Origin of the sequence: Paraburkholderia sp. 35.1 (assembly GCF_050436525.1) — a bacterium.
In the GTDB taxonomy this organism is placed as follows: Bacteria; Pseudomonadota; Gammaproteobacteria; order Burkholderiales; family Burkholderiaceae; genus Paraburkholderia; species Paraburkholderia tuberum.
Genome location: NZ_JBNDMJ010000001.1, coordinates 901,641 through 926,751 on the forward strand (window position 1 = coordinate 901,641; position 25,111 = coordinate 926,751).

Sequence of the window (25,111 nt, forward strand, 5' to 3'; positions counted from 1 at the left end):
GATCCAAACACATGATTATTCTGACCAACAACGAAGGTAAATCCGGCATCGGCTTGACCGCGGAACTGCTGCGCAATGGCGGTGCCGGGCTTGACGCGGTCGAGGCAGGCATCCGGCTCGTCGAAGATGACGAAGAGGTGCGCACGGTCGGGCGTGGCGGCTGGCCGAATCTGCTCGGCGAAGTCGAGCTCGATGCGTCGGTGATGGATGGCTCGACGCTGCGCACTGGCGCGGTGGGCGGTCTGAAGGGGTTCAGGCATCCGGTCAGCGTCGCGCGCGCCGTGATGGAACGGCTGCCGCACGAGCTGCTGATCGGCGAGGGCGCCGCGCGCTATGCGGCCGAAACGGGTGCGGAGCGCTGCGAGCTGCTCGCCGAACATTCGCGCAAGGCCTACGCGCGCTGGTTCGACGGCGAAGTCAGCGCGACCGACAGGGCCGCGTGGCCGAACGTGCCGCTCGAACGCTATTGCCACGACGCGGTCGATCCGGAGATCGGCAAGGACACGACTGTTTTTCTTGCGCTCGACAGCGCCCGCAATGTCGTGAGCGGCACGAGTACATCGGGATGGGGCTGGAAATATCCGGGCCGTCTCGGCGACAGCCCCGTGATCGGCGCGGGCTCCTACGCCGATAGCCGTTACGGCGCCTGCGCATGCACGGGCGCGGGCGAGATGACGATCCGCGCCGGTACGGCGCGCGCGGTGGTGCTCTACATGAAAATGGGCATGAGCGTCGAGCGCGCGGTCACCGAAGCGGTCGACGATATGCGCGCGCTCAAGGGCGGCTTGATCAGCCGCGTGACGATCCATGCGATCGATGCCGCGGGCAATTACTGCGTGGTGGCGGTCAATGGCTTGCCGGGCAATCACTACTGGGTGTGGACGCCAGTCATGGCGCAGCCGGAGCGCCGTGCTTGCGAGCTGATCCAGATCTCGGCGGGTGAGCCGCAGAGCAAGCGGATTGCGATGCAGGTTTATACCGACGTGTGAGGGTGACGCGTAGTGGTGAATCAGCGGTATTCCCGCAGCGGCACCTAAGACGTCTTCTGCCCCCCCGCAATCACCCGCTCCAACGATAGCTTCAAGTGACGCTGCATCGCCGCTTGCGCCTGAATCGCATCATGCGCCTCCAGCGCTTCGAAAATCACGAGATGTTCGTCGGGCACGGCGCCCCACGTCGTCTCGTTCTCGAAGTGGCCGCGCAGCTTTTCCGACAGCGGACTATGCCGCGCATCGAATAGCGAGCTGACGGTGCGCACGAGCACCTCATTGCCGGACATTTGCGCGATCGCGAGATGGAACGCGCGATCGGCCGCGACCGGAATTCTGCCGGCTTTTACTTCGCGCTCCATCTCGTTGTAGATGGCGCGCAGCATCTTCAGATCTTTCGGTTTGCAGAACGGTGCGACGCTCGCGATGATCGAGCCTTCGATCAGGCAGCGCGCGCCGAGGATGTCGAGCAGGCTATCGCCGAGTTCGGCCTGCGACAGCGACGCATCATTCTGCGCGGACGGCGTCGCGCACAGGTAGACGCCCGAACCCATACGAATCTCGACGAGCCCTTCCAGTTCCAGCGCGACCAGTGCCTCACGCACCGACGGCCGCGACACGCCGAGCGTCTCCGCCAGCGCGCGCTCGGGCGGCAGGCGGCCGTTCGGCGCGAAGTCCGGCTGAGCGATCAGCTCGCGCAATTTTTCCGCGATCTGAAGATAGAGGCGGCGAGTGTCGGCAGGTCTGGTGGTCACGAAACGATTCCCGGCGATGTAGCTTGTGCAAGCCCCATAAGGCGAGCGCCGATTGTAGATCGAAGCGCCCGGCGCGCAAATCGTGCGTGTTCGGCGACAGCGTTCGGGGTTTTCCCCCAACTCCGTGCGAATTGGCTTGACCAGTATCGCACTCGCCATTATTTTTGCAAATTGGTAAGGCCAGATTGACGCCGAGGAGACGCCAGCCGTGCAGCCCTGCTGGTCGCTCCGCATCCCGACACCCGATCAATTTCTCCATGACGATGAAGACTGTCATTTGCGAACAACCCGGCCAACTCGCGCTCGCCGAACGCGCGAGGCCGGCGGTTCCTCGATCATCGCCTCGCCGACATCGCGCGCAATCACGAGCAAAAGAAAGAGCGGCGTTTCAAGCCGGTGATCGAACTCGCGCGCGAGCTTGGCGTGCGTGTCGAGCAACCGCGTCTAAGCGCGGCGCTTGCCGCGTGCACGCACGACGGCTAACGACGCGGGCCGCAAATCCGCAGTAGATCCGTAGCACACCCCGGCAGCACACCCCGGCAGCACACCGGCGGCCACGAGGCCGCATGGTTCATCCAAATAGAGTAGATGCCAGCCCAGGAGGAGACGGTTTCATGAAGAAGAAGATGCGTTGGGTAGTGATTTTTCTGTGCTTTCTCGCGATCGCGGTGAACTACGTCGATCGTGCGAATCTCGCGGTCGCCGCGCCGCAAATCGAAAAGGCGCTCGGCATCGGCCCCGCCGAGATGGGCTTCATCCTGAGCGGATTCTTCTGGACCTACGCGTTGATGCAGATGCCGTTCGGCTGGTTCGTCGATCGTGTCGGCGCGCGCATCGCGTTGCCGCTCGCGGTCGGGTGGTGGTCGGTGTTTACCGCGGCCACCGCGGTCACGACCAGCGTCGCGGGCATGTTCGGCTGCCGCCTGTTGCTCGGCGTCGGCGAGGCGGGCGCGTATCCGTCCTGCACGAAGCTCGTCAGCCAATGGTTCGAGCCCAAGGAGCGCGCGATCGCGACCAGCATCTTCGATAGCGGCTCGCGGGTCGGCTCCGCGCTGTCGATTCCCGTGGTCGCGCTGATCATCGGCACGCTCGGATGGAAGGCCGCCTTTGTCCTCACCGGCTTGCTCGGCGCGGTGTGGATCGTCGGCTGGTTCGTGATCTATCGGAATCCCGTGCAGGACGCGATGGAGACCGCGCGCAACGCTGCGCCGGCGGCTCAAGCGAGAGGCGGCCAGGACAACGTGACGTGGGCATCGCTGTTTCGCCATCGCACGCTGTGGGGCATGATGCTCGGCTTCTTCTGCCTGAACTTCGTGATCTACTTCTTCATTACGTGGTTTCCGAGCTATCTCGTGCAGACGCGCGGCTTCTCGCTGAAATCGCTCGGCACGCTCGGCATGATTCCGGCGCTGATCGCGATTCCAGGCGGCTGGCTCGGCGGCTATGTGTCCGACGCGCTGTTCCGGCGCGGCTGGAGCCTGACGGCTGCGCGCAAGACCTGCATGGTCGGTGGCATGCTGGTGTCGTCAGTGATCACGCTGTCGGCGTTCACGGAGAACACCTATCTGATGCTCGCGTTCTTCGGTATCGCCTATGGCAGCCTCGCGTTCGCCGCGGCGAGCATCTGGTCGCTGCCCTGCGACGTCGCGCCGACACCGCGCCATGTCGCGTCGATCGGCGGCATCCAGAACTTTGCGTCGAATCTGGCGGGGATCGTGATCACGACGTTCACCGGCGTGATGGTCGCGATGACGAAGGGCTCGTTCACGATCCCGCTCGTCGTCGCGGGCGGCTTCTGCTTTCTCGGCGCGTTCAGCTATCTTTTCATCGTGGGACGCATCGAGCCGCTGTCGCTGGAATCGGAAAGCCGCGATCTGCCGAAGGGCGCGGGCTCCACGATCTGACGTATTCTGTGTCAACGCATACGGATAACCCTGTTTTCGAGGCTTTTCATGTCGACTCAAGCTAGCGTCGCGTCCGCGATCATCCGCCTGCACCCCGGCGACGACGTCATCATCGCGACCCGGCAGTTGCTGCCGGGCACGCGCATCGAGGCGGAACAACTGGTCGTCGCCGGACTGATTCCACCGGGGCACAAGATCGCGACGCGCAACATCGCGCAAGGCGAGCCGGTCAAGCGCTACAACCAGATCATCGGCGTCGCGCGTGAGGCGATCGCGCGCGGCCAGCATGTCCACACGCACAATCTCGGCATGTCGGAGTTCGCGCGCGAGCACGCGTTCGGCGTCGATGCGCAGCCGACCGTCTACGTCGAGGAACCCGCGCATTTCATGGGCATTCGCCGCGACGACGGCCGCATCGCGACGCGCAATTACATCGGCATTCTGACCAGTGTGAACTGCTCGGCGACGGTCGCGCGCGCGATTGCCGATCATTTCCGGCGCGACGTGCGTCCCGACGCGCTCGCCGACTATCCGAACGTCGACGGCGTGATCGCCTTGACGCACGGGCTCGGCTGCGGCATCGACATGCAAGGCGAGGGCATTGCGATCCTGCGTCGCACGCTGGCCGGTTACGCGGTGCATCCGAACTTCGCGTCGGCGCTGTTCGTCGGCCTAGGCTGCGAGACGAATCAGATCGACGGCGTGCTCGCCGCGGGCGGTCTCGACGCCAGCACGACGAAGCTGCGCAGCTTCACGATCCAGGACAGCGGCGGTACGCGCAAGACGATCGAACTCGGTATCGCGATGGTGCGCGAGATGCTCGCCGACGCGAACCGCGTGCAGCGCGTGCCGGTGCCGGCTTCGCATCTATGCGTCGGTCTGCAATGCGGCGGCTCGGACGGCTACTCTGGCATCTCCGCGAATCCGGCGCTCGGCGCCGCGGTCGATCGGCTCGTGCGGCACGGCGGCACCGCGATCCTGTCGGAGACGCCGGAAATCTACGGCGCCGAGCATCTGCTGACGCGGCGTGCGGTGAGCGCCGCGGTCGGCGACAAGCTGCTCGCGCGCATCGCATGGTGGCAGGACTATTGCGCGCGCAATGGCGGCGCGATGGACAACAACCCATCGGCGGGCAACAAGGTGGGCGGCCTGACGACGATCCTCGAAAAATCGCTCGGCGCGGTCGCGAAGGGCGGCACGACGAATCTGGTCGACGTCTACGAATACGCGCAGCCGATCGCCGCGAAGGGCTTCGTATTCATGGATTCGCCCGGCTACGATCCGGTGTCGGCGACGGGACAGGTCGCCTCGGGCGCGAACCTGATCTGCTTCACGACCGGGCGCGGCTCCGCCTATGGCTGCGCGCCGTCGCCGTCATTGAAGCTGGCGACCAACACCGCGTTGTGGGAGCGCCAGCAGGACGACATCGATATCAATTGCGGCGGTGTGGTCGACGGCAGCGCGAGCATCGACGAACTCGGCGAAGCGATCTTTCGCATGATGCTCGACTGCGCGTCCGGCACGCGCACGAAGAGCGAGCTGCACGGCTATGGGCAAAGCGAGTTCGTGCCGTGGCAGGTCGGCGTGGTGACCTGAGCGGGTGCATTGCAGCGACACGACCGAATAGCCGAACGGATCACGCGTTGGAGGATGCAATTGGAACGCCGCCTTCATTCAGGCCGCGAGGTGAAGCGCGCGCAGCGGCTCTGCCCGTCTGACGAACTGGAGATATCCGATGCAGCAGGAACCGATCTCCGCGACCCGCGGTAACGAAGCCGTCGCCGCGCTGCGCGCGGCGCTCGGCGCTGACATCGTGAGCCTGCCGGCCGAATTTGGCGGGCGGCGGTTCGCGGACTGGAGCGGCACGCCATCGACCGATCCGATCGCGCTGATCCGCCCGCGCACGACCGAAGAGGTCGCCACCGCGCTCAGAATCTGCCATCAATTCCGGCAGCCGGTCGTCACGCAAGGCGGCATGACCGGGCACGCGGGCGGTGCCTGCGTGCTTGGCGGGGAGGTCGCGCTGAGCGTCGATCGGATGAACGGCGTCATCGACATCGATCCGGTCAGCGCGACGATGACCGTGTTCGCGGGCACACCGCTGCAGGTCGTGCAGGAAGCGGCCGATCACGCCGGCTTCATGTTCGCGCTCGACCTCGGCGCGCGCGGCAGTTGCACGATCGGCGGCAACATCGCGACCAATGCGGGCGGCAATCGCGTGATCCGCTACGGGATGATGCGCGACCAGGTGCTCGACGTCGAAGCGGTGCTCGCCGACGGCAGCGTGATCGGCGGCGAGCGCAAGATGATCAAGAACAATACCGGCTACGACCTGCGCAACCTGCTGACGGGCAGCGAGGGCACGCTCGCGGTCATCACGCGCGCGGTGCTGCGCCTGCGGGCCAAGCCGCGCGCGATCTCGACCGCATGGTGCGGCATGACGGACTACGCGGCGGTGACCACGCTGCTCGGCCGCGCGCAGGAGCGGCTGCCGGCCGGCGTGTCCGCGTTCGAGGTCATGTGGCCGAGCTATTGCGACTTCGTGCGGCAACGCCTGCCCGAACTGCGCGTGCCGCTCGCGAGCGATCACGCCTACTACGTATTGCTCGAGACTTGCGGCGCGGACCCGGAACGGCAGTCGGCGGCTTTCGAGGAATTCCTCGCCGACATGTTGAACGCCGGCGTGATCGCCGACGCCGCAATCGCGCAATCGGACGCGGACGCCGCGGCGTTCTGGGCGATTCGCGACGCGCCAGCCGAATATCCGCGCCTGATCCCGGGACGCATCTCGTTCGACATCAGCTTCGCGGTCGCGCAGGCGGGCGACGCGGCGCAGCGCTGCGACGAGCGGTTGCGCGCGCGCTGGCCGCAAGCGACGATCCTCGTCTATGGGCATCTCGGCGACGGCAATCTGCACGTAGTGGTGCAAGAACCTGGCTGGACCGACGAGGCCATCGACGACGTCAAGCGCGTCGTCTATAAACTGACGGGGGATATGGGCGGCTCGGTATCGGCCGAGCATGGGATCGGCGAGGAGAAGCTGGGCGTGCTCGGCCTGTCACGCTCGCCGGCCGAACTCGCCGCGATGAAGGCGATCAAGCTCGCGCTCGATCCGCACAATCTCCTGAACCCTGGCAAGGTGATCGCGATGTAGTGTGCGCGGCGCGAATCTGCGTGCGCAGCCACGGCGCTTTCAGCCGCTCGGGAACGCGCGCAGCATGTTGCGCGAGTCGCTTGCTCAGGCACTCGATCTCGCCGAGCGCGACGTGTTCGAATTCGGCGGGGCGCAGCGATCGCATCGTTGCGAGCGTACTAACGAAAATATCCGGCGGCGCGTCATGGCATCGGCGACGCGGTACGCCGGAGCTGTGCCGATTCAGGCGTCTTCGCCGGTTGCGAATACGCCGTTTTCCGGTGCCGTCCGTTCGACGTCGATGCATTGCACGCGCCAGTGGCCGCTCGCGAGGATGCGGCCGTGCTCGGCGCACCACTGCACGCGGCCGACCTCGCCTTCGAACGGCCCGTCGAGCTGATTCAGATCGAGCCCCTCGAGCACGCAGACCGGCGCGGAGCTATGCGGCGCGCACACGAGCGTATTGCCGCAATCCATATGCAACGCGCCCCATTCGGGCAACTCGAGCCCGAAATGACCTTCGCGCGACCATTGCCGCGTGTCCTTGTCGAGCCAGAGAATGGCGAAGGCCATCGGGTTGACACGATCGAACGTGTCGAGATGAACAGTCAAACGCATGACATGTCTCCGCAATGTATACAACTGATTCGCATTGCCGGCGCCATCGCGCGTCGGCAGCGGGCCCGCTGCGTGCGCATCGAGTCCTTATTGGCTAAGCGCACGCCGAGCACACGAGCAGACAGTTTCGGATTCGCGCAATCACGGCACGTACTCCCGTATCAGGAATAAGATCAGTGTACGGGCGGCGAAACGCCCCTTATTGACTTCGATCAAACGGTCTACGGCGCGGGCCGATCGCGCGACACAATGGCGCGCCTACGCTGATGAGAACGGCGCGCGCTTCGCTGTCCGCCATGACGGCAGCTTGTCGCCGCCGAAGCATCTGAAGGAGAACCCGATGCGAGCGATGGTGTTCGACGGCAGCTCGGCGACGCTGACCGAGCGGGAAGTGCCTGATCCGCGGCCCGGTGCCGGGGAGATCCTGATCGACGTTCATGCGTGCGGCGTGTGCCGCACGGACCTGCATCTGGTCGACCGCGAGCTCGAGCATCCAAAGCGGCCGGTGATTCCCGGCCACGAAATCGTCGGCGTGGTGGCCGAATTGGGCGCGGGCGTCAGCGGTTTCACGGTGGGCGAGCGGGTCGGCGTGCCGTGGGTCGGGCGCACCTGCGGCCACTGCCGCTACTGTCTGTCCGCCCGCGAAAATCTCTGCGACGACGCTGGCTTCACCGGCTACACGATCGACGGCGGCTACGCCGAGCGCACGGTCGCCGACAGCCGCTACTGCTTTCATCTGCCGCCGCACTACAGCGATGTCGAGGCCGCGCCGCTGCTGTGCGCGGGTCTGATCGGCTATCGCACGTTGAGCATGGCGGGCGACGCCGAACGGATCGGCATCTACGGTTTCGGCGCGGCCGCGCATCTCGTCGCGCAGGTGGCGCGTCACCAGCAGCGCACCGTCTATGCGTTCACGCGTCCCGGCGACCACGCGGCCCAGCAACTCGCGCTGCGCCTCGGCGCGGCATGGGCCGGCGGCAGCGACGAGGCACCGCCCGGCGAACTCGACGCCGCGCTGCTGTTCGCGCCGGTCGGCGCACTGGTGCCGCTGGCGTTGCAGGCGGTCGCGAAAGGTGGCGTGGTGGTGTGCGGCGGCATTCATATGAGCGACATTCCGTCGTTCCCGTACGCGTTTCTGTGGGGCGAGCGGCGCGTGGTGTCGGTCGCGAATCTGACCCGCGACGATGGGCTTCAGTTCATGCGCAGCGCCGCCGAGACGCAGCTCGCGATCGAGACCACGACTTACGCGTTGCGCGACGCGAACCGCGCGCTCGACGATCTGCGCAACGGCAACCTGACCGGCGCGGCCGTGCTCGCGGTCCGCCCGTGATCCGCTAGCGAGCCGTTGGCGCTTGATACAGATCAAGCCGCGCGGCGCGTCGGCGTTCATCATGTAAGCGCGAACCGTTGGCGTTCCCGTCACGGGCCGAGGTGTGAAGCGACGCGGTTGACGCGCCGCCTCGCGGTGCGACGATCCGAGGAGAGCCGATGAACACTGCTGCCGGGCGCAACACCTTCCACCGCGTGATGATCGCGTCCGCGGGCGGCAGCGGACTGCCGCTCGGCACGCGCGTCGCCCGGCAGTTGGTCGCGGCGGATGCGCGCTTTCGTCTCGTCGATATCGTTTGCAATCCTGCCGCGCTTTATCCGACGCTGATGCTCAGCTATCCGGACTGGTGCGAGGCGCATCGCGCGATGCTGCACGGCGCGCAGGCCGCGCTGCGCGACGCGGTGATCGCGTTGCACGGCGTCGTCGCGGCGACCGACGCCGAGATCGTCGATCTCACCGCGCTGCATCAGGGCGCGGCCGAAGCGCTCGCCCACACGGCGACGCAATGGGACGCGGATCTGGTCGCGGTGGCCGCGCATCCGCGTGAACATCGCTGGGACAGCCGTATCGATCCCGAGGAACTGGTCGCGTCGATCGGGCGTCCGGTGCTGTACATGCCGGCGAGGTCGACCGACGCGAGCGATGCCTCGGCGGTGAGCCGCGTGCTGGTCGCGATCGATGGCAGCGACACCGCGCTCGACGCGCTGCGCACCGCGCTCGCGGTAGCGCCGCCCGACGCGCGCATCAAGGTCGTCTACGCGGCCGACGACCGCTTCGCGTGGTGCGAATGGCTGCCGTTCGAAGTCGTGTCGCAGCATCGAATCGATGTCTTGCGGCGCGGCGCGGCGATGCTCGAACAAAGCCGGCGCGCGGCCGAAACCGCGTTGCTCGAGTTCGACGATGATTGCGGCGATGCGTCGAGCGCGATTCTCGACGAAGCGCAACGCTGGCACGCGGACCTGATCGTGATGGGTTCGCACGGCATGCGCGGCGCGCCGCACCCGTTGCCGGGGCACGTGACGTCGCGCGCGCTGCGCGACGCGGCGTGTCCCGTGCTCGTGTGTCCGCGCGGCGCGTCGTCGTTGCGGGCGGACGACGTGCCGCACGGCGAGTGGCGGGAGCCGTATCCGGGCAGTCCGGGCGGCCCCTTTTATCTGTAGCAGGGGCGCGCCACGCGCGTTGACAAATCCAACCTCGGTGGAGAATCGGCATGTACCAACATATCCTCGTCGCGCTAGACGGCAGTACTTTCTCGAAACGCGCGCTGAAAGAAGCGGTGAATCTCGCCGCGTTGACGAAGGGCGTCGTGCATCCGGTTTATGTGGTCGACAAGACGCCGCTCTTTTCCTATGCCGGCTATTACGACCCGCTCACGCTCGTCGAAGCCTTGCGCCAGGACGGCCAATTGGTGCTGGAGGAGGCCGAACAGGCCTGCGCCGGCGCCGATGTGCCTTGCCGCCCTGAAATGATCGAGTCGGAGAGCCTGTCCGACGACGTCGCCGCGATCGTGCTGCGCCACGGCGAGCAGATCCACGCCGATCTGCTTGTGCTGGGCACGCATGGGCGACGCGGCGTGCGGCGCCTCGTGATCGGCAGCGTGGCGGAGCGGGTGCTGCGTTTCTCGACCTGTCCGGTGCTGCTCATGCGCGAGCCAAGCACCGAGGATGCGCCAGCAGAGTAACCCGCGACAGCGGGGCGCGGCAGCGCGTGAGCATTACGCGAGCGCGTCGGCCGGTATCTGGATCGAGATCCTGAAGCCATGGCCCGGCGAGCTGGTGAACGACACGTTGCCGCGCAATTGCCGCACGCGTTCGCGAATGCCGAGCAAACCGAATGAATCTGTTCCCTGCGACCGATCCAGCGCGACACCCACGCCGTCATCCTCGATATCGAGCGATACGATGGGGTCCGCGCAGGTCATGTCGATGCGTACGCGGCTGGCCTTGGCGTGCCGCGCGACGTTCGTCAACGCCTCCTGAACGATGCGAAACAGCGCCGTCGCCGCGAATTCGCCGCACACCGGCTCGGCCGGTTCGAGATGCACGCTCGAGCGCACGTCGTAGCGTTTCGTGAAGTCTTCGGCCAGCCAGTCGAGCGCGGCGGCGAGCCCGAGGTCGTCGAGCAGCGGGGGCCGCAGATCGGCGGCGATACGCCGCAGCGAAGCGGCCATCCAGTCGATCTGCTTTTGCAGTTCATGCGTCTGCGCGGCCAGCGGCTCGGTGTCGGCCTGGCTTTTCAGCTTCGCTTCGAGCAGCGCGACGCTCATTTTCAGCGCGGTCAGCCGTTGGCCGAGATCGTCGTGCAGTTCGCGCGCCATACGTTTCTGCTCGTTTTCGCGGGCGATCTGCACGTGGGTGGATACCTGATCCGCGCGTTCGAGTTCCGCGAGGCGCATACGTTCGGTCAGGTCGCGCGTGATCTTGGCGAAGCCGAGCAGCGCGCCCGACGCGTCGTGCACGGCGGAAACGACCACGTTGGCCCAGAAACGCGAGCCGTCGCGACGTACGCGCCAGCCTTCGTCCTCGGTGCGGCCTACGGCTGCGGCGATTTCCAGTTCGCGGGCGGGCTTGCCGGCCGCGATGTCTTCCGGGGTATAGAACTTCGAGAAATGCTGGCCGATGATTTCTTCGGGCGTGTAGCCCTTGATGCGCTGTGCGCCGGGATTCCAGCTGGTCACGCGGCCGGACACGTCGAGCATGAAGATCGCATAGTCCTGAACCGCATCGATCAACATGAAAAAGCGATCCTCGACGGGCCCATCCGACACGGACGCCGCACTGGTGAAGCAGGAAGACTCGCCGCTCGACAGACCCATCGCTCCTCCGGGTGGTCACGCAAGGTCGCGCACCGCAATGCACCGAGTTATATCAGTTCGGGAGCGCTTGTTCCACCCGGCATGTCCCGCGAACGAACGTGAGGCGAGCGTCGCGTCGGCGTTCAAACCCGAGCCAGTCCTTCCGCGTCTTCGATGCGGATCGTTTTGCCGTTCGCCTTGACGAGGCGCTCGCGCTGGAACTTCGAGAACATCCGGCTCACCGTTTCGAGCTTCATGCCCAGAAAGCAGCCGATTTCCTCGCGGGTCATGCGCAAATGAAACTCCGCCGCGGAAAAGCCGCGCGCCTTGAAGCGCTTCGACAGATTCAGCAGAAACGTCGCGACGCGCTGTTCGGCGCTCATCGTGCCGAGCAGCATCATCTGGCTCGATTCGCGCACGATCTCGCTGCTCATCATCTGGTAGATGTGATGCTGCATCGGCTTCATCTCGCGACAGATCGCCTCGAGCTGCGCGAACGGAATGATGCACACGACGCTGTCTTCGAGCGCGATCGCATCGCAATTCTGCTTGCCCTCGCCGATGCCGTCGAGGCCGAGCGAGTCGCCGGCGATCTGGAAGCCAGTCACGTGCTCGCGGCCGTCGCGATGCATGACCACGGTCTTGAACGATCCGGCGCGGATCGCGTAGATGCTTTGAAACGCGTCGCCCGCGCGATACAGCGCGTCACCGCGTTTGATCGAGCGCGTCGAGCAGATCAACGTGTCGAGTCGGCTCAGTTCGTCGGATGTCAGCTCGGGCGGCATGCAGATCGCGCGCATCGCGCAGGTGGAGCAGCGCGTCACGGCGTAGCGTGTGGCCGCGGTGCGTGGCACGACGTGGATCGGTACGACGTGCGAAGTGCGGGGCGCGTCGTGGCGGGGTTCACAGACTGTGGCAACTTGCATGCTCGGCTCCTGGCGCTCAGACCGGATGCGCACGACGCGCATAGGCAATCGCTTCGATGGCACGGCAGGCGAGTTCGAACTCCGAGGTCTTGTCGAAGCAGAAGTCGGCGCCCGCCGCTTCGCACGCTCGGCGAAACGCCGTCGTGCAATGATTGGTCAACACGATGCTGACGATGGACGGCCGCACCCGCGACAGCGCCGCGAGCAGCAGCAGATTGGTCTTGCCCGAGAAGCACGGGTCCAGCACCGCGACATCGGCGCGACTCGCGACGATGTCGTCGAACGTGTGCTCGACGCCGGCGGACTCGCCGGCGATTTCGATGCCGGGAATCAGCGCGATCAGGCAAGCAAGCCGGCGCCGGACCTCGGTCGCATCGTCGACGAGGAAGACTCTCGATAAGGTGGCTGGCGGGGCGGTGTCCATACCGACCAGTATTGGCGACCTCATCTCAGAAATATATCGGCGGGGATTTAAGCGGCGCTAGGAGTTCGGGTAGTGTTGTAGGAATATTCCTAGTGCATGGCTGGCGATGGGGTATGTAGCCGAGTGCGAGTACACGGCTACTTTCGACGTGACGGCTTCGAAAGTCGCAGGCATGCAGTTGATCAAGTAATCACGGAACGAGCCGATAAAGACCCATTGACCTGCGTCAAGCCGCGCGGCGGCGCGCGCTTCACACTGTCGGCGCGGACACGCGACGGCACCGCTTCGGTTCATGCCAGCGCTTTCACAGGGAGTCCAACATGTATGCACGAATTCTGGTTGCGCTCGACGACAGTCCCAGCGCGCAGCGCGCCTTTGCCGAGGCGCTGAAGCTCGCGAAGCTGACGGGCGCCACACTCGAAGCCTGCTGCGTGGTAGGGCACGGCAAGTGGTCGGACAATGCCGATGTGGCTTTCGAGCCGGAACCGGCGACCGCGGCGCAAGAATTCGCCAGCCGCGCGCTCGATGCACCGCGCGAGTTGATGCGCGAGGCGCAGGTGCCCGGCGGCGTGCGGGTGATCGACGCGTACGCCGAAAGCGTGTCCGCGGTGCTCGCGCGCGTCGCCGACGAAATCGAAGCCGATCTGATCGTGATGGGCACGCACGGCCGCCACGGCGTGCAGCGCTTTCTGCTCGGCAGCGTCGCGGAGTCGCTCGTGCGTGCGACCGACAAGCCGGTGCTGATCGTGCGGCATGACGAACCCGGGCGCGCGCGGCCCTGAAGCGCCGCGTCGCGCAGCCGTGGCGCGATCGCGCGGGAGCGGCCGCGCAGCAGCCCGGTTTTCGCGGCTCAGGTGAGTTCGTTTTCGGCGCAGGCCGGGACTGACCGATCGCGCGTCGCGCCGTTCGCGTGCGCGGGAACCATCAGCACCGGGCAGCTGGCGCTGCGCAGTACGCGCTCGGCGACGCTGCCGAGCATCAGTCGTTGAACACCACGGCGGCCGTGCGTGCCCATCACGATCGCGTCGGCGTGCCATTCGAGCGCCGCCTCGACGATGCGATGCGCGACGTCTTCGCCAGTGATCGCGGCTTCGACGGTGCGGGCCGTGCCCTTGATCCCGCGCGCGGTCATCCGGCTCTGGGCATCGGCCGCGATCCGCTTGCCTTCCTCGATGAAGGCGTCCTGGATCACGCAAGGGTCGAAGCCGGGCGCGTCGTAGGCGATGACGGGCACGTCGATCACGTACAGCGGCTGCAGCTCGGCGCCCGATTCGGCGGCAAGGGTCAGCGCGGCGTCGAACGCACGGGAGGCGGTGTCGCTGCCATCGAGCGCGACGAGTAGGCGGTGAAACATGGCGGACTCCTTAAGCGGTCACTTCAGTGCGACAACAGCACCGGCACGGTCATCGACTCGAGCATCGTGCGCGTCGCGCCGCCCAGTACGACTTCGTGCAGACGCGAATGCGCGTAGGCGCCCATCACGATCATGTCGCAGCCGAGGTCGGCCGCCTGCGACAGCAGCGCGTCGCCGACCGGCGTGCCGTCCGCGACGCTCAGTTCGCGCACGTCGATCTTGACGCCGTGACGTGCGACGGTGAGTGCGATGTCGTCGCCCGGAACCGTGTCGCGCGGCGGACGATCGCCCGATGAATGAACCGTCAGCAGCGTCACTTTGGACGCGTGCGCGAGGAACGGCAGCGCGTCGTGGATCGCGCGGGTGGCTTCGCGGCTGCCGTCCCACGCGATCAGCACGTGGCGGCCGGGCGCCGCGAAAGTGCCGCCCGACGGCACCAGCAGCACCGGCCGCCCGGCCGACAGCACGACGTGCTCGACGAACTGTTCGGCGACGAACGCCTCGGGATCGGTCGGATCGGTCTGCCCGAGCACGATCAGATCGGCGAGACGCGCATAGGGCGGCACGACGTCGTTCGCGTAGCCGTTCGCGGCGATCCAATGACCGTCGACGTTCGCGCGCGCGAGTTCCGCACGAAACAGCCGCTCGAGCGCGCTGGCACGCTCGTGCCGCAGACGCTCGTGCTCCGCGTAGTAGTCGGCGGTGCCGGCCATCACGAAGAACGCGTGCCGCGGTGGCACGTACGTCGAAAACAGGCCGGTCAGCGTCGCATGAAAGCGGTGTGCGAGCTGCAATGCGATTTCGAGGCGCGGATGTGCACGAACGCTCGTATCGAGGTGAACGAGAATGCTTTTGTAGCTCATCGCCAAAGCTCCGTGACAGAAACGTGGGGAAACGGGCGCAAGCAGGCTCGAGCCCGTCGTCAAATGGAGTCTAAGGGCCCGGCGGCCGCGGCTGTTGATGCAGATCAAGCGCGGGCCGCCGCGCGTTCAATACAGTGGCAGGCACGCTCGACGGTTTGCAACCGCGCCTGGCAATCCTATGCTGTGCTCTGGAGGGCAGCGATCATGATTTCCGAATCCGATGCGCCGCCCGGGCGCCCCGCTTCACCATGGACCTCGACGGCGTCCGGACCGCCCGAAGGCTGGCTCGACTACGCGGCGGCGTATCAGACCGCACAGGGCGCGGCACACGAGTACGCCGAGCGGTGCTTCGCCGACTGGAGCAAGTCGATCGCTTTCGTCGCGCAGCGTGAGGCGGACTGGTTCGGCGAGGCCAACCGCGCTTGCGCCGCCTGGTATGCGTGGTGGCAGGCGGGGTACGGCATCGCGCCAGGCGTCGCGCCGCTCGCGGGCGGCCTGAGCGCATGGTGGTGGAGCTCGCAGAACGCGCTGCCGTTCGCGGGCGTCGTTTAGCCGCGCGAGCCGGCAAGGCCGGCGCGCGCACCGTCAATGGCAGACACGGCAAGGAGGAGTTCAGATGGGAACGGATCGCGTGGCATTGGTCACAGGCGGGATGGGCGGTTTGGGCACGGCGGTCAGCCGGGCGCTTCATGACGCGGGCATGACGGTCGCGGTGACGCACTCGACGCACAACGATCACGTGTCGACATGGCTGCAGCACGAGCGCGACACGGGGCGCGACTTTCACGCTTACGAAGCCGACATCGCCGACTTCGATTCATGCGCGCGCTGCGCGCAACGCGTGCTGACCGAACTGGGCGCGGTAGACGTGCTGATCAACAACGCGGGCATCACGCACGACACGAGCTTCGCGAAGATGAGCAAGGAGCACTGGGACGCCGTGCTGCGCACCGATCTCGATGGCCTGTTCAACATGAGCAAGCCGCTGTTGCCCGGCATGCTCGAGCGGCGCCACGGCCGCATCGTCAACGTGGGGTCGGTCAACGGTTCGCGCGGCGCCTACGGGCAAACCAATTATTCAGCGGCCAAAGCGGGCGTGCACGGTTTCACGAAGGCACTTGCGCTCGAAACCGCGAAGCACGGCGTCACGGTGAACACGGTGTCGCCCGGTTATCTCGCGACCGCGATGGTCGAAGCGGTGCCGCGCGAGATCCTCGACACGAAGATCCTGCCGCAGATTCCGCTCGGCCGGCTGGGACGTCCGGACGAGGTGGCGGCGTTGATCGCGTTTCTATGCTCGGAGGAGGCGGCTTTTATCACCGGTGCGGACATTGCGATTAACGGGGGTATGCATATGCAGTGAGGGTGCTCGCCTTCACCGCGCTTGACCCACGTCAATGACTGTCTTTCTGGCAAGAACAAGATAAGCCCCATAGCAGGCGCCTGGACCCTGAGCCTGCGCGGAACAGGTTCGATCGACACTCGCAAGGGGAGGCGAAGATGGGCATCGACATGCAGATCGTCTACCTTGGCTTTGCGGGTGCCGCTCCGCTCGAAGCGGAAGCAGGTGCGCAACTGGTGCGTCTCGCGCGGTTTGGCGCGCTCGTGTCGCACTGCCATCTCGCCATCGAGGCGTTGCGTCCGGGATCGGCGCATCCGCTGTATGACGTGAGGCTGGATCTGGTCACGCCCGCGCGCGAGTTCAAGCCCGTCGCGCACTGCACTGACGACGACGCCAAAGCGGCGATCCGTCGCGCGTTCGATGCGGCGGAAATGACCCTCGAAACAGCGATCGGCACCGAGCGTGGGAACTGACGAACTTGCGTCGTGACGTGACGCTCGGCGTTCGTCAGATGCGGACTGCTGACGTTTTCCCGGCCACCTCACGCCGATTTGCGGCTTGCCGAACCCCTGGCCGCGCGGCGCGGCCGGCAAACCTTCAACGCGGCGTGCTCGACATCGCGCCAGAATTCGCAGAGCCCCGGATGAACCGCATCGCGCCAACGCGGCCCGATGAAGAGGTCGTAGTGATTGCACTGCTCGATGGTGAGCTGCCGCGCGGCGCGCATCGGCGATGCATCGCACAGCGCATGCGCGCAATGCGTTTGCCCCGCGCCCGTGATCTCGTCGCTGTCACCCTCGATCGAGCACAGCGGGGTATCGCGCAGCGCGGCGATTCGTACCCGGCGCCCGGCGACCGACCACAGATCGCGCGGCAACAGATGTTCGTGAAACACCACACGAAGCATGTCGAAGAAGTAGCACTCCGCCATGTCGAGCACCGCGGCATATTCGTTTGCCGAGCGCAGCGCCCGCTGCGCACCGGGCATGTCGCCGGCGAGCCATCGGGACCAGTAATCCGCTTCGAGTCGCAACTGCCGCTCCGGATGCGCGGCAAAAATCGCGGTCTGCTGGATGAAGCCCGGATACACGAGACGCCCCGCGCCGCAATAGGGCGGTGGAACGATATCGATCGCATGGTCGTGAAACCACTCGAGCGAATGGGAACTGGCGAAGCGGTCGGTGATGGTCGGGTTCAAACGGGTATCGATCGGGCCGCCGAGTAGCGAGAGGCTCGCGATCGGCGCCGCCTCGTCCATGGCGAGCAGCGCCGCGGCGCCGAGCGCAGGCACGCTCGCCTGACAGATCGCGATCACATGAACCGGCGAACCGAACGCGCGGGCGGCGCCGACGAAGCTTTCGAGCGCCTGCACGTAGTCGTCGAGCGATAGCGGGCCCGCTTCGCGCGGCACGTCGCGCGCGTCGGCCCAATCGGTCACGAACACGTCACGTTCCTCGAGCAGCGTTTCGACGGTCTCGCGCAGCATGACTGAGTGATGTCCGGCGAGGGGCGCGCACAACAGCACCGGCAGTTTTGCGTCGGTAGGGGGTGTAGAGGGGTTGCGCTTGAACCTGAGCAGCGCGCCGAGCGGCAAGGAGGCGACGACGCTTTCGTCGACGGTAACGCGGCTACCGTTGCCGGCAACGGAGTGGATCGCGAATGTCGGCGTTCGTTCGAAAGCGCAGGCGGATCTCAGCAGCCAGTAGCTGAACGCGTCGGCCGCCTGTTCCGGGCCGAGCCAGCCCGCTTGCGGGCGCAGCCCCGACTCCGGTTCGGACAGAACTCCCCCGACCATCGCGCGCGCGAGGCGTTGCTGTGCATCGATGAAGGCGTACCACATGATGAACCCCGACGTTCGTCGATCATGAGGGCAGCGTGGCCGCACCGGCACGAACTCGTGACGCGGATACCGTCGCAAAGCTTACCGCGAAACGTCGCGGCGAGGGGCGCGAAATCGGTGCGCGCGGCGCGCCAAGCACGCCGCGTGCAAGAGGCATTGCGCGTTTTCCCGGCAGGGTTTTCACGCGATGGCGGGCGTCTGAAACGGAGCTGAAAGTATCGGGGAAAGCGAACGACGTCGAGCGTGACTCATGGTTCGTGTCGACGGTTGACGTGGATCAACGAGAGAGGCGTTGCGGGCCATTACGCTGACGATGGCAGTCGCTCGCGACAACCCCGAGGAGCATCCAATGGCCATATCAGCAAACGCGCAGGAAGGAACCTGGTCCGTGAGCGTCGAGACGCGGGAGGCGCAGGAAGGCGGGTTCCTGTCGACGATCCATGTCAAACATGTGTCGCCCGAGGGTGACTTCGAACGCACCTTTCATCAGTCGCAGGTGTTCGCCGTGGAAAGAGAAGCGGTACTCGAAGGCTTGCGCGAAGGCATGACGTGGATCGCGCTGAAGACGACGCGGACCATCGGGGTGTAACAGCGCACCGCGCCTCGCGTGCTCGCCGCAACAGGCAACGCGTGCGAGGGAGCGGTGCTCGAGCGTCGCGATGCGTGTCTTCAGATTCCGCTCGTCGGATCGACACGTGTCGCGGGATCGCTTTCGACGACACTGCGCGTCGCTTCCCAGTACGGTTCGCGATGATAGAACTGATGGACCGACGTCCCCCATGCGCGATCGGCCATTGCCGGCCAATGGTCCTTGTCGAAGCCCGGCGAGCTTTTCACCTGCTCGGCCGTGGCGTCCAGCTGGAAGCACTTGCGGTCCGTGTCGAGCGTCAGCGAACGCCACGGGATCGCGTGCAAGGTCCCGCCGATGCCGAGGAAAGCGCCCTCCGTCAGCACCGCATACGCGATGCGGCCGCTGCGCACGTCGAGCATGATGTCGGAGATTTTGCCGAGGTCCTGGCCATCGGAAGAGATCACCTTGTTGCCGTCGAGCGTCGCGGCGGCCATGACCTCGGGTCCGGGACCGTCGCCGACGCCGCTGCCGGCGATACGTGCGCCGGCGCTGGGCTGTACGGGAGTCGCGGAGGCGTTCGGGTCGAGAGGATCGAGCGGGTTCATGTCGAAACTCCTGATTTCCACGGAATACCTGCCGTTCGCAAGACCCGTACCCGAGACCGGATTCGAAGACTAGAATAAAAACACGCCGTGTCGAGACGGCTGCGCTGCGCCCGGATAGGGGGAGCGATCATGCGTTGTGGAATCGTTGGTCTATGCACTGGCGTGGCGGGCGTATGTGTGTTGTCTGGCTGCGTCTATTACGGTCCTTATTCGTACTATCCGGGAGCCGGTGGCTATTACGCCTGCACCAGCGCCACTGCCACCGGCCCCGCGCAAGCATCGTCTGGCAACGCGCCTGTGCCGGCGAGCGGTACGGCGGCCGCGAATCCGGCGCCAAACGACTTGCCGTTGTCGGGACAGAATTGCACGTACGTCGCGGTACCTGCGCCTGCTTATTACGGCTATCCCGGGTATTACGGTTACGGTTATCCCGGCTATTACGGCTATCCCTATGGCTATTCATGGCCGGGCTACTACGGATGGTGGGGACCGTCAGTGGTGATCGGAGGCTACTGGGGCGGTGGCTATGGCCGTGGCGGCTATTACGGCCGCTGGCACGGAGGACATGGCGGGCACTGGCATTGAGCAGCCATCACGCCAGCGAACTACGAAAACGTCTCCGGATAAAGATCCTCGCTCATGTCGAGATTGCCAGTCTGCGCGTAGATCAGCGGGTCGCCGTCCGCGCCGGCTAGCGCGCCATCGACGACGCGCCCAACTATCAGCCGATGATCTCCCGCCTCGATGTCGCCGGTCACCCGGCAGTCGAAATGCGCGAGCGCATCGAGCAGCAGCGGCGCGCCGGTCACGCCGGTACGCCAGCGAGCCACCGCGAGCTTGTCGACGGCTCGGCCCGACTGCGTGCCGAAGTGCTCGGCGAGCCTCTGTTGATCCGCGCGCAACACGCTGATCGCGAACACCGCGCCGCTGCGCAGGAGTTCGTACGACTCATGCTCGGGACTGATGCCGAGCGCGACCAGCAATGGTGAAAACGAAACCTGCATCACCGAGCTTGCGGTGAACGCATTGCGGCGCTCGCCGTCCGCTACGCCGATCACATACACACCCGCAGTCAAATGCCGGAAAAGCTGCGCGATCCTATTGCTCATAGGGCCTCCTGGATAAAATTTCGTCGCGTGTTGCATGCCCGTGCGGCTGCTCCGGAACATGCAAAACTTAAATATTGAATCGATATAAACATATCGAAACAGAATGAATCTCAGCGCGGTTGTTCGTCGATAGAGCGTGCATGTTCGGGGCGACCAAAAGCGTTGCACCAAGCGAGTGCGGCCGGCACGAGCGCGTGCACCGATTGGCACTTTCATCGGCTCAAAATAGACCACTCCTGTTCTCTTATAGGGACGTAAAAAAATCTTCGCGATAATCCCGCTATTCACCTGAAGAATTAGAGCGTATTGCCGATAACCAGTTATGTCCGGTACTGCGTTTCGCGTCGGTATGGCCTTGTGTTATAGCGGGCGCCAAAGCGGTGATGTACCTGCTTATCCGTTCGGGTTCTTACATTCTCAACAAAGCGAACTATGAATTTCGGCAATATGAAACTCGGCGCCAAGCTGATCAGTGCGTTCATCCTGGTTTCGATCATCAGCGCTGTTGTCAGCGGGATCGGCCTGCACAACATGGCGGAGATCAGTGCGAACGCAGACAAGACGTATCGGCAGGACCTTGTCGGGCTCAACCTGATACAGCAGGCTAACGCCGACGTACTGAGAGTCGGCACCTATCTGCGCAACGCGGTTCTGGCCACGACGGCCGCACAGCGGGCTGGCTCGCTCGATCAAGCTGACAAGGCCTTTGCCTCGTCACGTGAGCACCTCAATCAGGCGGAGCCGCTCATCTATACCGACAAAGGCAAGGCTACGTTCGCCGACCTCGATCAAGGTTGGGCAGGCCTACATCCAGGCCTTCAATGAAATGAAAGGCAAGATCAACGCGGCGGCGTTAGGGGACCGGGACAGCCTGACCGAATACATGCTGGGCGAGTACCACGACAAAGGCTTCAAGACCCTCGTGCTGATGGGCAATCTGGTTGCCCTGAAACAGGCCGACGCGCAACGGACAGCTCAAGCCAACGATGCCGTGTACGAGGAAGGTCGAACTTTGATGCTGGTCTTCGTGGCGATGTCCGTGTCGATCGGCGTGGGAATCGGCATATGGATGATGCGTAGCGTAACGCGGCAACTGGGTACGGAGCCGGCGACGGCTGCTGCTGTGGCCAGAAGCGTGGCGGCCGGCGACCTGAACATCAGTATCGCCCTGCGGCCCGGCGACACGAACAGCCTGATGGCGTCGCTCAAAGCCATGTGCGACGCCCTGGTGCAGGTCGTATCAGAGGTGCGCGAGAACGCCGAAGGTGTCGCGACTGCGAGTGCGCAGATCGCACAAGGCAATCTGGATCTGTCGAGTCGCACGGAGCAACAGGCGGCGTCGCTCGAAGAAACGGCTTCCAGCATGGAGGAACTGACTGCGGCGGTCCGCCACAACACGGACAATGCAACCCAGGCTGCCACGCTCGCGGGTACCGCCTCGAGCGTCGCGCAACATGGCGGCGAGATCGTCGGGCGCGTGGTCGACACAATGCGTGACATCTCCACCAGCTCGGCCACGATGTCCGAGATTATCGGCGTCATCGAAGGCATCGCCTTCCAGACCAACATCCTCGCGCTGAACGCAGCGGTCGAAGCGGCCCGCGCGGGAGAACAGGGGCGGGGCTTCGCTGTCGTTGCGGGTGAAGTCCGCACGCTCGCGCAGCGCAGTGCGACTGCCGCGAAGGAAATCAAGGAGTTGATCTCGGACTCTCTCAGCCGGGTGGAGGCAGGCTCGATGCTCGTCGAAGAAGCGGGCGGTGCGATCAAGGAAATCGTGCAGTCAGTGAAGCGCGTGACCGACATCGTGGGCGAAATCTCGTCGGCATCGAGCGAGCAAAGCACCGGTATCGAACAGGTCAATCAGGCAGTCAACCAGATGGACCAGGTCACACAGCAAAACGCTGCGCTTGTCGAAGAGGCGTCGGCGGCAGCCCAGACAATGGCCCGGCAAGCGGAAAGCCTGCGCAAGACGGTCGCTTTTTTCAAGGTCGATGGCCAGAAGGCTGCTTCATCGCGAGCGACGACGCAAGCGGCAGTACCGCAACGCACGGCCCTGAACCGCGCCCCGTCCTCTGCTGTAACACCGGCAAAGGTTGCGAGGAGACCAATCCCCTCTTCAGAAGGTCCGGTAGTCGTCGCCGCCGCGACTGAGACGGACTGGCAGAAATTCTGAGCGATTCCGACCGGTTCCGGGTGCTGGATGACGTCGATTCATACCGTCGGCGCGTGCCAGCCCCGCGGGAGTCGAGCGGGCGAAGATCCGCGATACACGTGCGCCGGATGGCTATCAATGCGGCGCGGCGACTGCCTCAGGCACGCAGGCAGCGTGGATGATCAACAGTGCAGCCAGGGCGTGTGATTGTGGACGGAGACACCCGGGCCCGCCGGTCAAGCGGGTTCGAGGAAATAGCGCGATGCGCGACTGCGCTCGACGTGCAGCGCCTTGAATGTCGTCTCGCCGTCTCCGCGCACTGGCCATCGCTGATCTCGTCTCGCGCCGCTCCGACATGCAGCGCGTGACGGGCAGATGCGCAGCGGTGAGATTCGATTAACGGTAACTCGTGAGATCGTAATCAAAACTATGGGATCAAACGCTCCGCTCAATGTCTCGACAATGGTTGTGAACTCGTTGGAGTCCGCCGGAATAGACCACGTGTTCCTGGTCCCGGGAAAACTGATCTATCCGCTGCTGGACGCAATCGACAACTCCCCTTTGATTCGCGGAATCGTAGGCGCTCATGAGACTGGCAGTGCTTTCATGGCCGATGGCTATGCCCGCGCCAGCCGGAAATTCGGCGTTTGCGCAGGGATTTCCGGCCCAGGCACGATGAATTTCGTTCCCGGCATGGCGGCCGCTCACGCAGACCGGATTCCGATGCTCTATATTGCCGGCGGGATCTCGTCGCACGCGGAAGGCAAAGGGGCGTTCCAGGATGCCACGCCCGGAGGCATTTTTGAAAGCGGCGTGGTCAGAAGTCTGGTGACGGATATCGTCGAGCTAAAGAACAAGGAAAATACTCAGGCCGAGATGCGTCGTGCGATCGAAGGGTTGAACTGGATGCGTCGAGCGCAGTCATTCATCAGTATCCCCGTAGACGTTCAAAAGCAGGATGTCCTGCCCGGTCAGGAGGTGGCACGGCAACCCTACGCTCACCGCGAATTTAACGCATGCGAAGTGCCCGCGAACCGCGCCGCTCTCGATGCCCTGTGCGATCAGTATCTGTTTCAGTCGAAGAGAGTCGCGTTTCTGGTCGGAAGTCGCGGCAATGATGCGGAAACTGCAAAGCTTCTTCTCGAGGTTGCCGAAGGCTTTCACATTCCAGTCGCAACGACACTATCGGGAAAAGGTGCATTTCCTGAGCAACATGCCCTTGCACTGGGTGTGTACGGATTTTCAAGTCATTCGCGCGCTGCACGGGTGATCAACTCCGACGAACTTGACGTACTAGTCGTGTTTGGTAGCGACCTGAACCAGCGAGACAGCATGAACTGGAGCAGGAGGCTGACAGGGGGGAAGGAGCTATTCATCTTTGATGACAGCTTCGATTCACCGGCGATGGGGCACATTTCGCGTCAAGGAATCTTCTCCGGAATTTCCGCGAGCTTCCGGTTGCTGGCCCAGAAAGCCGCGGACAACCCTCCCGGGCTGCCGCAAGCACTGCAAAGAAGAAAGGGGTGGATTGCCGAGATCAACGAGACTCCCCTGTACGACCACCGGTTCGAGCAGTTAGGAGACCGAGTTTCCAGCGGTGACGAAGCGCTATATCCTGGAGACGTAGTTAAGCACTTGTGCCGGATTCTGCCGAAGGACAGCAACGTCGTGGTGGATTCCGGAGCCCACCGCATCTTCATGGCCCATTACTGGCTGTCGTCAGGTAAGGGCAACTACTTTTCGTCGAGCTCGCTCGCCCCGATGGGCTGGGCCATCGCAGCCGGAATCGGCGTCAAGCTTGCGGCCCCGGAACGCCCGTGTGTCGTGGTGACCGGCGATGGGTGCATGATGATGCACGGCATGGAGATTCAGACCGCGGCTCGATACCGAGTCAAGGTGATCTATGTGGTTCTGAACAACGCCGCACATGGCGCAATCCATATCGACGCTATCAGGAGTGGTTCGATTTCAGAGCAGTTCTCCAAATTGCCCTGTCATAGCTGGTCGGCTTTTGCATCGTCGATCGGTGTGGCCGCGCGCGCGGTTGAGCGCATCGACGAGCTTGATGGTGTACTGAGTGAAGCTTGTCAATATGACGGCCCCTTTCTGATCGAAGTCATCACCGGAGTTTTTCCCGCGCCGAACCGGTACTATGCAGAAGCCGAAGCCTGTCCGTGAGATTCCATCCTTCAACGCGGCAAAGCCAACCGCATTGCTGAACGACGCCGCAATCAGACCGTCTGAACGCCGCGCCGCAGTTGTCAACAAAATGTCATTCGAACCGCCTAAGTTTAGACGTTCGAGCCGATGGCAAGGCTCGACGCGGCGATGGGCACGCCGGGCCTGCGGAATGCGCAAGAGAGGGATCACGGCGCGTAGCTTGCTGCAACCATTGAACCGGT

General features: G+C 64.6%; 26 protein-coding genes and 3 pseudogenes. 18 read left to right on the forward strand and 11 right to left on the reverse strand.

What is annotated here, in order from left to right; genetic code table 11:
* Positions 1–11: 11 nt before the first annotated feature.
* Positions 12–989 (forward strand): N(4)-(beta-N-acetylglucosaminyl)-L-asparaginase, encoded by a 978-nt coding sequence (locus OKW27_RS04345; RefSeq protein WP_429332657.1) that lies wholly within the window; start codon positions 12–14, stop codon positions 987–989.
* A 44-nt stretch (positions 990–1,033) separates the two neighbouring features.
* Here the strand turns inward: OKW27_RS04345 and OKW27_RS04350 are convergent, their stop codons facing one another.
* Positions 1,034–1,744, reverse strand: a complete 711-nt coding sequence (locus OKW27_RS04350) for a FadR/GntR family transcriptional regulator (protein ID WP_429332658.1) — start codon at positions 1,742–1,744, stop codon at positions 1,034–1,036.
* Positions 1,745–2,071: 327 nt separating this feature from the next.
* On the opposite strand from OKW27_RS04350, the pseudogene OKW27_RS04355 reads away from it, so the two are divergent.
* The 5 genes and pseudogenes from OKW27_RS04355 to OKW27_RS04375 all read left to right on the forward strand — a co-directional run.
* A pseudogene (locus OKW27_RS04355) lies at positions 2,072–2,227 on the forward strand (mannitol dehydrogenase family protein); the annotation flags it as partial.
* A 131-nt stretch (positions 2,228–2,358) separates the two neighbouring features.
* The gene (locus tag OKW27_RS04360) at positions 2,359–3,648 is read left to right on the forward strand and encodes an MFS transporter (protein ID WP_429332659.1); all 1,290 of its coding nucleotides are present in this window, start codon (positions 2,359–2,361) and stop codon (positions 3,646–3,648) included.
* Between the two features lie 48 nt (positions 3,649–3,696).
* Positions 3,697–5,244, forward strand: coding sequence for a UxaA family hydrolase (locus OKW27_RS04365; RefSeq protein ID WP_429332660.1), 1,548 nt, complete (start codon positions 3,697–3,699; stop codon positions 5,242–5,244).
* 139 nt (positions 5,245–5,383) lie between these two features.
* Positions 5,384–6,802 (forward strand): FAD-binding oxidoreductase, encoded by a 1,419-nt coding sequence (locus OKW27_RS04370; RefSeq protein WP_429332661.1) that lies wholly within the window; start codon positions 5,384–5,386, stop codon positions 6,800–6,802.
* 55 nt (positions 6,803–6,857) lie between these two features.
* Positions 6,858–6,972 (forward strand): annotated as a pseudogene (locus OKW27_RS04375) (RNA polymerase sigma factor); the annotation flags it as partial.
* A gap of 52 nt (positions 6,973–7,024) precedes the next feature.
* On the opposite strand, the gene OKW27_RS04380 reads toward OKW27_RS04375, so the two are convergent.
* The gene (locus tag OKW27_RS04380; protein ID WP_090810855.1) at positions 7,025–7,399 is read right to left on the reverse strand and encodes a DUF3564 domain-containing protein; all 375 of its coding nucleotides are present in this window, start codon (positions 7,397–7,399) and stop codon (positions 7,025–7,027) included.
* A gap of 340 nt (positions 7,400–7,739) precedes the next feature.
* On the opposite strand from OKW27_RS04380, the gene OKW27_RS04385 reads away from it, so the two are divergent.
* From OKW27_RS04385 to OKW27_RS04395, 3 genes are all read left to right on the forward strand, one after another.
* On the forward strand, positions 7,740–8,729 hold the full coding sequence (locus OKW27_RS04385) for a zinc-dependent alcohol dehydrogenase family protein (RefSeq protein ID WP_429332662.1): 990 nt from the start codon (positions 7,740–7,742) through the stop codon (positions 8,727–8,729).
* 158 nt (positions 8,730–8,887) lie between these two features.
* Positions 8,888–9,889: a universal stress protein gene (locus OKW27_RS04390; protein ID WP_429332663.1), complete on the forward strand. Its 1,002-nt coding sequence runs from the start codon at positions 8,888–8,890 to the stop codon at positions 9,887–9,889.
* Positions 9,890–9,939: 50 nt separating this feature from the next.
* Positions 9,940–10,410 (forward strand): universal stress protein, encoded by a 471-nt coding sequence (locus tag OKW27_RS04395; protein WP_429332664.1) that lies wholly within the window; start codon positions 9,940–9,942, stop codon positions 10,408–10,410.
* Here the strand turns inward: OKW27_RS04395 and OKW27_RS04400 are convergent.
* The 4 genes and pseudogenes from OKW27_RS04400 to OKW27_RS04415 form a co-directional block, all read right to left on the reverse strand.
* Positions 10,370–10,510 (reverse strand): annotated as a pseudogene (locus OKW27_RS04400) (hypothetical protein); the annotation flags it as partial. The gene OKW27_RS04395 and the pseudogene OKW27_RS04400 sit on opposite strands and share 41 nt — an antisense overlap.
* On the reverse strand, positions 10,444–11,544 hold the full coding sequence (locus tag OKW27_RS04405; RefSeq protein WP_429332665.1) for a PAS domain-containing sensor histidine kinase: 1,101 nt from the start codon (positions 11,542–11,544) through the stop codon (positions 10,444–10,446). The pseudogene OKW27_RS04400 and the gene OKW27_RS04405, both read right to left, overlap by 67 nt.
* 122 nt (positions 11,545–11,666) lie before the next feature.
* Positions 11,667–12,449, reverse strand: coding sequence for a fumarate/nitrate reduction transcriptional regulator Fnr (gene fnr, locus OKW27_RS04410; protein WP_429332666.1), 783 nt, complete (start codon positions 12,447–12,449; stop codon positions 11,667–11,669).
* 16 nt (positions 12,450–12,465) lie between these two features.
* Positions 12,466–12,873 carry a two-component system response regulator gene (locus OKW27_RS04415; RefSeq protein ID WP_429332667.1) on the reverse strand — a complete coding sequence of 136 codons (408 nt, stop codon included), beginning with the start codon at positions 12,871–12,873 and terminating at the stop codon, positions 12,466–12,468.
* A gap of 320 nt (positions 12,874–13,193) precedes the next feature.
* Here OKW27_RS04415 and OKW27_RS04420 point away from each other — a divergent pair, with 320 nt between their 5' ends.
* Positions 13,194–13,655: a universal stress protein gene (locus OKW27_RS04420; RefSeq protein WP_429332668.1), complete on the forward strand. Its 462-nt coding sequence runs from the start codon at positions 13,194–13,196 to the stop codon at positions 13,653–13,655.
* A 68-nt stretch (positions 13,656–13,723) separates the two neighbouring features.
* Here the strand turns inward: OKW27_RS04420 and OKW27_RS04425 are convergent, their stop codons facing one another.
* Both OKW27_RS04425 and OKW27_RS04430 read right to left on the reverse strand, forming a co-directional pair.
* Positions 13,724–14,227, reverse strand: coding sequence for a universal stress protein (locus OKW27_RS04425; RefSeq protein ID WP_090810869.1), 504 nt, complete (start codon positions 14,225–14,227; stop codon positions 13,724–13,726).
* 23 nt (positions 14,228–14,250) lie between these two features.
* Positions 14,251–15,090 (reverse strand): universal stress protein, encoded by an 840-nt coding sequence (locus tag OKW27_RS04430; RefSeq protein ID WP_184069548.1) that lies wholly within the window; start codon positions 15,088–15,090, stop codon positions 14,251–14,253.
* A 204-nt stretch (positions 15,091–15,294) separates the two neighbouring features.
* Here OKW27_RS04430 and OKW27_RS04435 point away from each other — a divergent pair, with 204 nt between their 5' ends.
* The 3 genes from OKW27_RS04435 to OKW27_RS04445 all read left to right on the forward strand — a co-directional run bounded on the left by OKW27_RS04435 (position 15,295) and on the right by OKW27_RS04445 (position 16,905).
* On the forward strand, positions 15,295–15,642 hold the full coding sequence (locus tag OKW27_RS04435) for a polyketide synthase (protein WP_429332669.1): 348 nt from the start codon (positions 15,295–15,297) through the stop codon (positions 15,640–15,642).
* 64 nt (positions 15,643–15,706) lie between these two features.
* The gene (gene phbB, locus OKW27_RS04440) at positions 15,707–16,453 is read left to right on the forward strand and encodes an acetoacetyl-CoA reductase (protein WP_187613367.1); all 747 of its coding nucleotides are present in this window, start codon (positions 15,707–15,709) and stop codon (positions 16,451–16,453) included.
* A gap of 137 nt (positions 16,454–16,590) precedes the next feature.
* The gene (locus OKW27_RS04445) at positions 16,591–16,905 is read left to right on the forward strand and encodes a hypothetical protein (protein ID WP_429332670.1); all 315 of its coding nucleotides are present in this window, start codon (positions 16,591–16,593) and stop codon (positions 16,903–16,905) included.
* A gap of 68 nt (positions 16,906–16,973) precedes the next feature.
* Here the strand turns inward: OKW27_RS04445 and phaZ are convergent, their stop codons facing one another.
* Positions 16,974–18,272, reverse strand: a complete 1,299-nt coding sequence (phaZ, locus tag OKW27_RS04450; protein ID WP_429332671.1) for a polyhydroxyalkanoate depolymerase — start codon at positions 18,270–18,272, stop codon at positions 16,974–16,976.
* A gap of 349 nt (positions 18,273–18,621) precedes the next feature.
* Here phaZ and OKW27_RS04455 point away from each other — a divergent pair, with 349 nt between their 5' ends.
* Positions 18,622–18,861: a hypothetical protein gene (locus tag OKW27_RS04455; protein WP_090811852.1), complete on the forward strand. Its 240-nt coding sequence runs from the start codon at positions 18,622–18,624 to the stop codon at positions 18,859–18,861.
* An 80-nt stretch (positions 18,862–18,941) separates the two neighbouring features.
* Here the strand turns inward: OKW27_RS04455 and OKW27_RS04460 are convergent, their stop codons facing one another.
* A complete protein-coding gene (locus OKW27_RS04460) occupies positions 18,942–19,448 on the reverse strand; it encodes a PRC-barrel domain-containing protein (protein ID WP_184044898.1) in 507 nt (168 codons plus the stop codon).
* A gap of 177 nt (positions 19,449–19,625) precedes the next feature.
* Between OKW27_RS04460 and OKW27_RS04465 the strand changes: the two genes are divergently transcribed.
* Complete coding sequence (locus OKW27_RS04465) at positions 19,626–20,033, forward strand: hypothetical protein (RefSeq protein ID WP_429332672.1); 408 nt, start codon at positions 19,626–19,628, stop codon at positions 20,031–20,033.
* 20 nt (positions 20,034–20,053) lie between these two features.
* Here OKW27_RS04465 and OKW27_RS04470 read toward each other — a convergent pair whose 3' ends face one another.
* Positions 20,054–20,557 carry a flavin reductase family protein gene (locus OKW27_RS04470; RefSeq protein ID WP_429332673.1) on the reverse strand — a complete coding sequence of 168 codons (504 nt, stop codon included), beginning with the start codon at positions 20,555–20,557 and terminating at the stop codon, positions 20,054–20,056.
* Between the two features lie 432 nt (positions 20,558–20,989).
* On the opposite strand from OKW27_RS04470, the gene OKW27_RS04475 reads away from it, so the two are divergent.
* The 3 genes from OKW27_RS04475 (at position 20,990) to OKW27_RS04485 (ending at position 24,887) form a co-directional block, all read left to right on the forward strand.
* Entirely contained in the window at positions 20,990–21,382 is a 393-nt protein-coding gene (locus OKW27_RS04475) for an MCP four helix bundle domain-containing protein (RefSeq protein WP_429332674.1), read from the forward strand.
* Between the two features lies 1 nt (position 21,383).
* The gene (locus OKW27_RS04480; RefSeq protein WP_429332675.1) at positions 21,384–22,730 is read left to right on the forward strand and encodes a methyl-accepting chemotaxis protein; all 1,347 of its coding nucleotides are present in this window, start codon (positions 21,384–21,386) and stop codon (positions 22,728–22,730) included.
* A 441-nt stretch (positions 22,731–23,171) separates the two neighbouring features.
* Positions 23,172–24,887 carry a thiamine pyrophosphate-binding protein gene (locus tag OKW27_RS04485; RefSeq protein ID WP_429332846.1) on the forward strand — a complete coding sequence of 572 codons (1,716 nt, stop codon included), beginning with the start codon at positions 23,172–23,174 and terminating at the stop codon, positions 24,885–24,887.
* The last annotated feature ends 224 nt before the right edge of the window (positions 24,888–25,111 follow it).

Coding starts and splice junctions, on each gene's coding strand:
- OKW27_RS04345 (WP_429332657.1), top strand. CDS start 12: ATGATTATTCTGACCAACAACGAAGGTAAATCCGGCATCGGCTTGACC.
- OKW27_RS04360 (WP_429332659.1), top strand. CDS start 2,359: ATGAAGAAGAAGATGCGTTGGGTAGTGATTTTTCTGTGCTTTCTCGCG.
- OKW27_RS04365 (WP_429332660.1), top strand. CDS start 3,697: ATGTCGACTCAAGCTAGCGTCGCGTCCGCGATCATCCGCCTGCACCCC.
- OKW27_RS04370 (WP_429332661.1), top strand. CDS start 5,384: ATGCAGCAGGAACCGATCTCCGCGACCCGCGGTAACGAAGCCGTCGCC.
- OKW27_RS04380 (WP_090810855.1), bottom strand. CDS start 7,399: ATGCGTTTGACTGTTCATCTCGACACGTTCGATCGTGTCAACCCGATG.
- OKW27_RS04385 (WP_429332662.1), top strand. CDS start 7,740: ATGCGAGCGATGGTGTTCGACGGCAGCTCGGCGACGCTGACCGAGCGG.
- OKW27_RS04390 (WP_429332663.1), top strand. CDS start 8,888: ATGAACACTGCTGCCGGGCGCAACACCTTCCACCGCGTGATGATCGCG.
- OKW27_RS04395 (WP_429332664.1), top strand. CDS start 9,940: ATGTACCAACATATCCTCGTCGCGCTAGACGGCAGTACTTTCTCGAAA.
- OKW27_RS04405 (WP_429332665.1), bottom strand. CDS start 11,544: ATGGGTCTGTCGAGCGGCGAGTCTTCCTGCTTCACCAGTGCGGCGTCC.
- fnr (WP_429332666.1), bottom strand. CDS start 12,449: ATGCAAGTTGCCACAGTCTGTGAACCCCGCCACGACGCGCCCCGCACT.
- OKW27_RS04415 (WP_429332667.1), bottom strand. CDS start 12,873: ATGGACACCGCCCCGCCAGCCACCTTATCGAGAGTCTTCCTCGTCGAC.
- OKW27_RS04420 (WP_429332668.1), top strand. CDS start 13,194: ATGTATGCACGAATTCTGGTTGCGCTCGACGACAGTCCCAGCGCGCAG.
- OKW27_RS04425 (WP_090810869.1), bottom strand. CDS start 14,227: ATGTTTCACCGCCTACTCGTCGCGCTCGATGGCAGCGACACCGCCTCC.
- OKW27_RS04430 (WP_184069548.1), bottom strand. CDS start 15,090: ATGAGCTACAAAAGCATTCTCGTTCACCTCGATACGAGCGTTCGTGCA.
- OKW27_RS04435 (WP_429332669.1), top strand. CDS start 15,295: ATGATTTCCGAATCCGATGCGCCGCCCGGGCGCCCCGCTTCACCATGG.
- phbB (WP_187613367.1), top strand. CDS start 15,707: ATGGGAACGGATCGCGTGGCATTGGTCACAGGCGGGATGGGCGGTTTG.
- OKW27_RS04445 (WP_429332670.1), top strand. CDS start 16,591: ATGGGCATCGACATGCAGATCGTCTACCTTGGCTTTGCGGGTGCCGCT.
- phaZ (WP_429332671.1), bottom strand. CDS start 18,272: ATGTGGTACGCCTTCATCGATGCACAGCAACGCCTCGCGCGCGCGATG.
- OKW27_RS04455 (WP_090811852.1), top strand. CDS start 18,622: ATGGCCATATCAGCAAACGCGCAGGAAGGAACCTGGTCCGTGAGCGTC.
- OKW27_RS04460 (WP_184044898.1), bottom strand. CDS start 19,448: ATGAACCCGCTCGATCCTCTCGACCCGAACGCCTCCGCGACTCCCGTA.
- OKW27_RS04470 (WP_429332673.1), bottom strand. CDS start 20,557: ATGAGCAATAGGATCGCGCAGCTTTTCCGGCATTTGACTGCGGGTGTG.
- OKW27_RS04475 (WP_429332674.1), top strand. CDS start 20,990: ATGAATTTCGGCAATATGAAACTCGGCGCCAAGCTGATCAGTGCGTTC.
- OKW27_RS04480 (WP_429332675.1), top strand. CDS start 21,384: ATGAAAGGCAAGATCAACGCGGCGGCGTTAGGGGACCGGGACAGCCTG.
- OKW27_RS04485 (WP_429332846.1), top strand. CDS start 23,172: ATGGTTGTGAACTCGTTGGAGTCCGCCGGAATAGACCACGTGTTCCTG.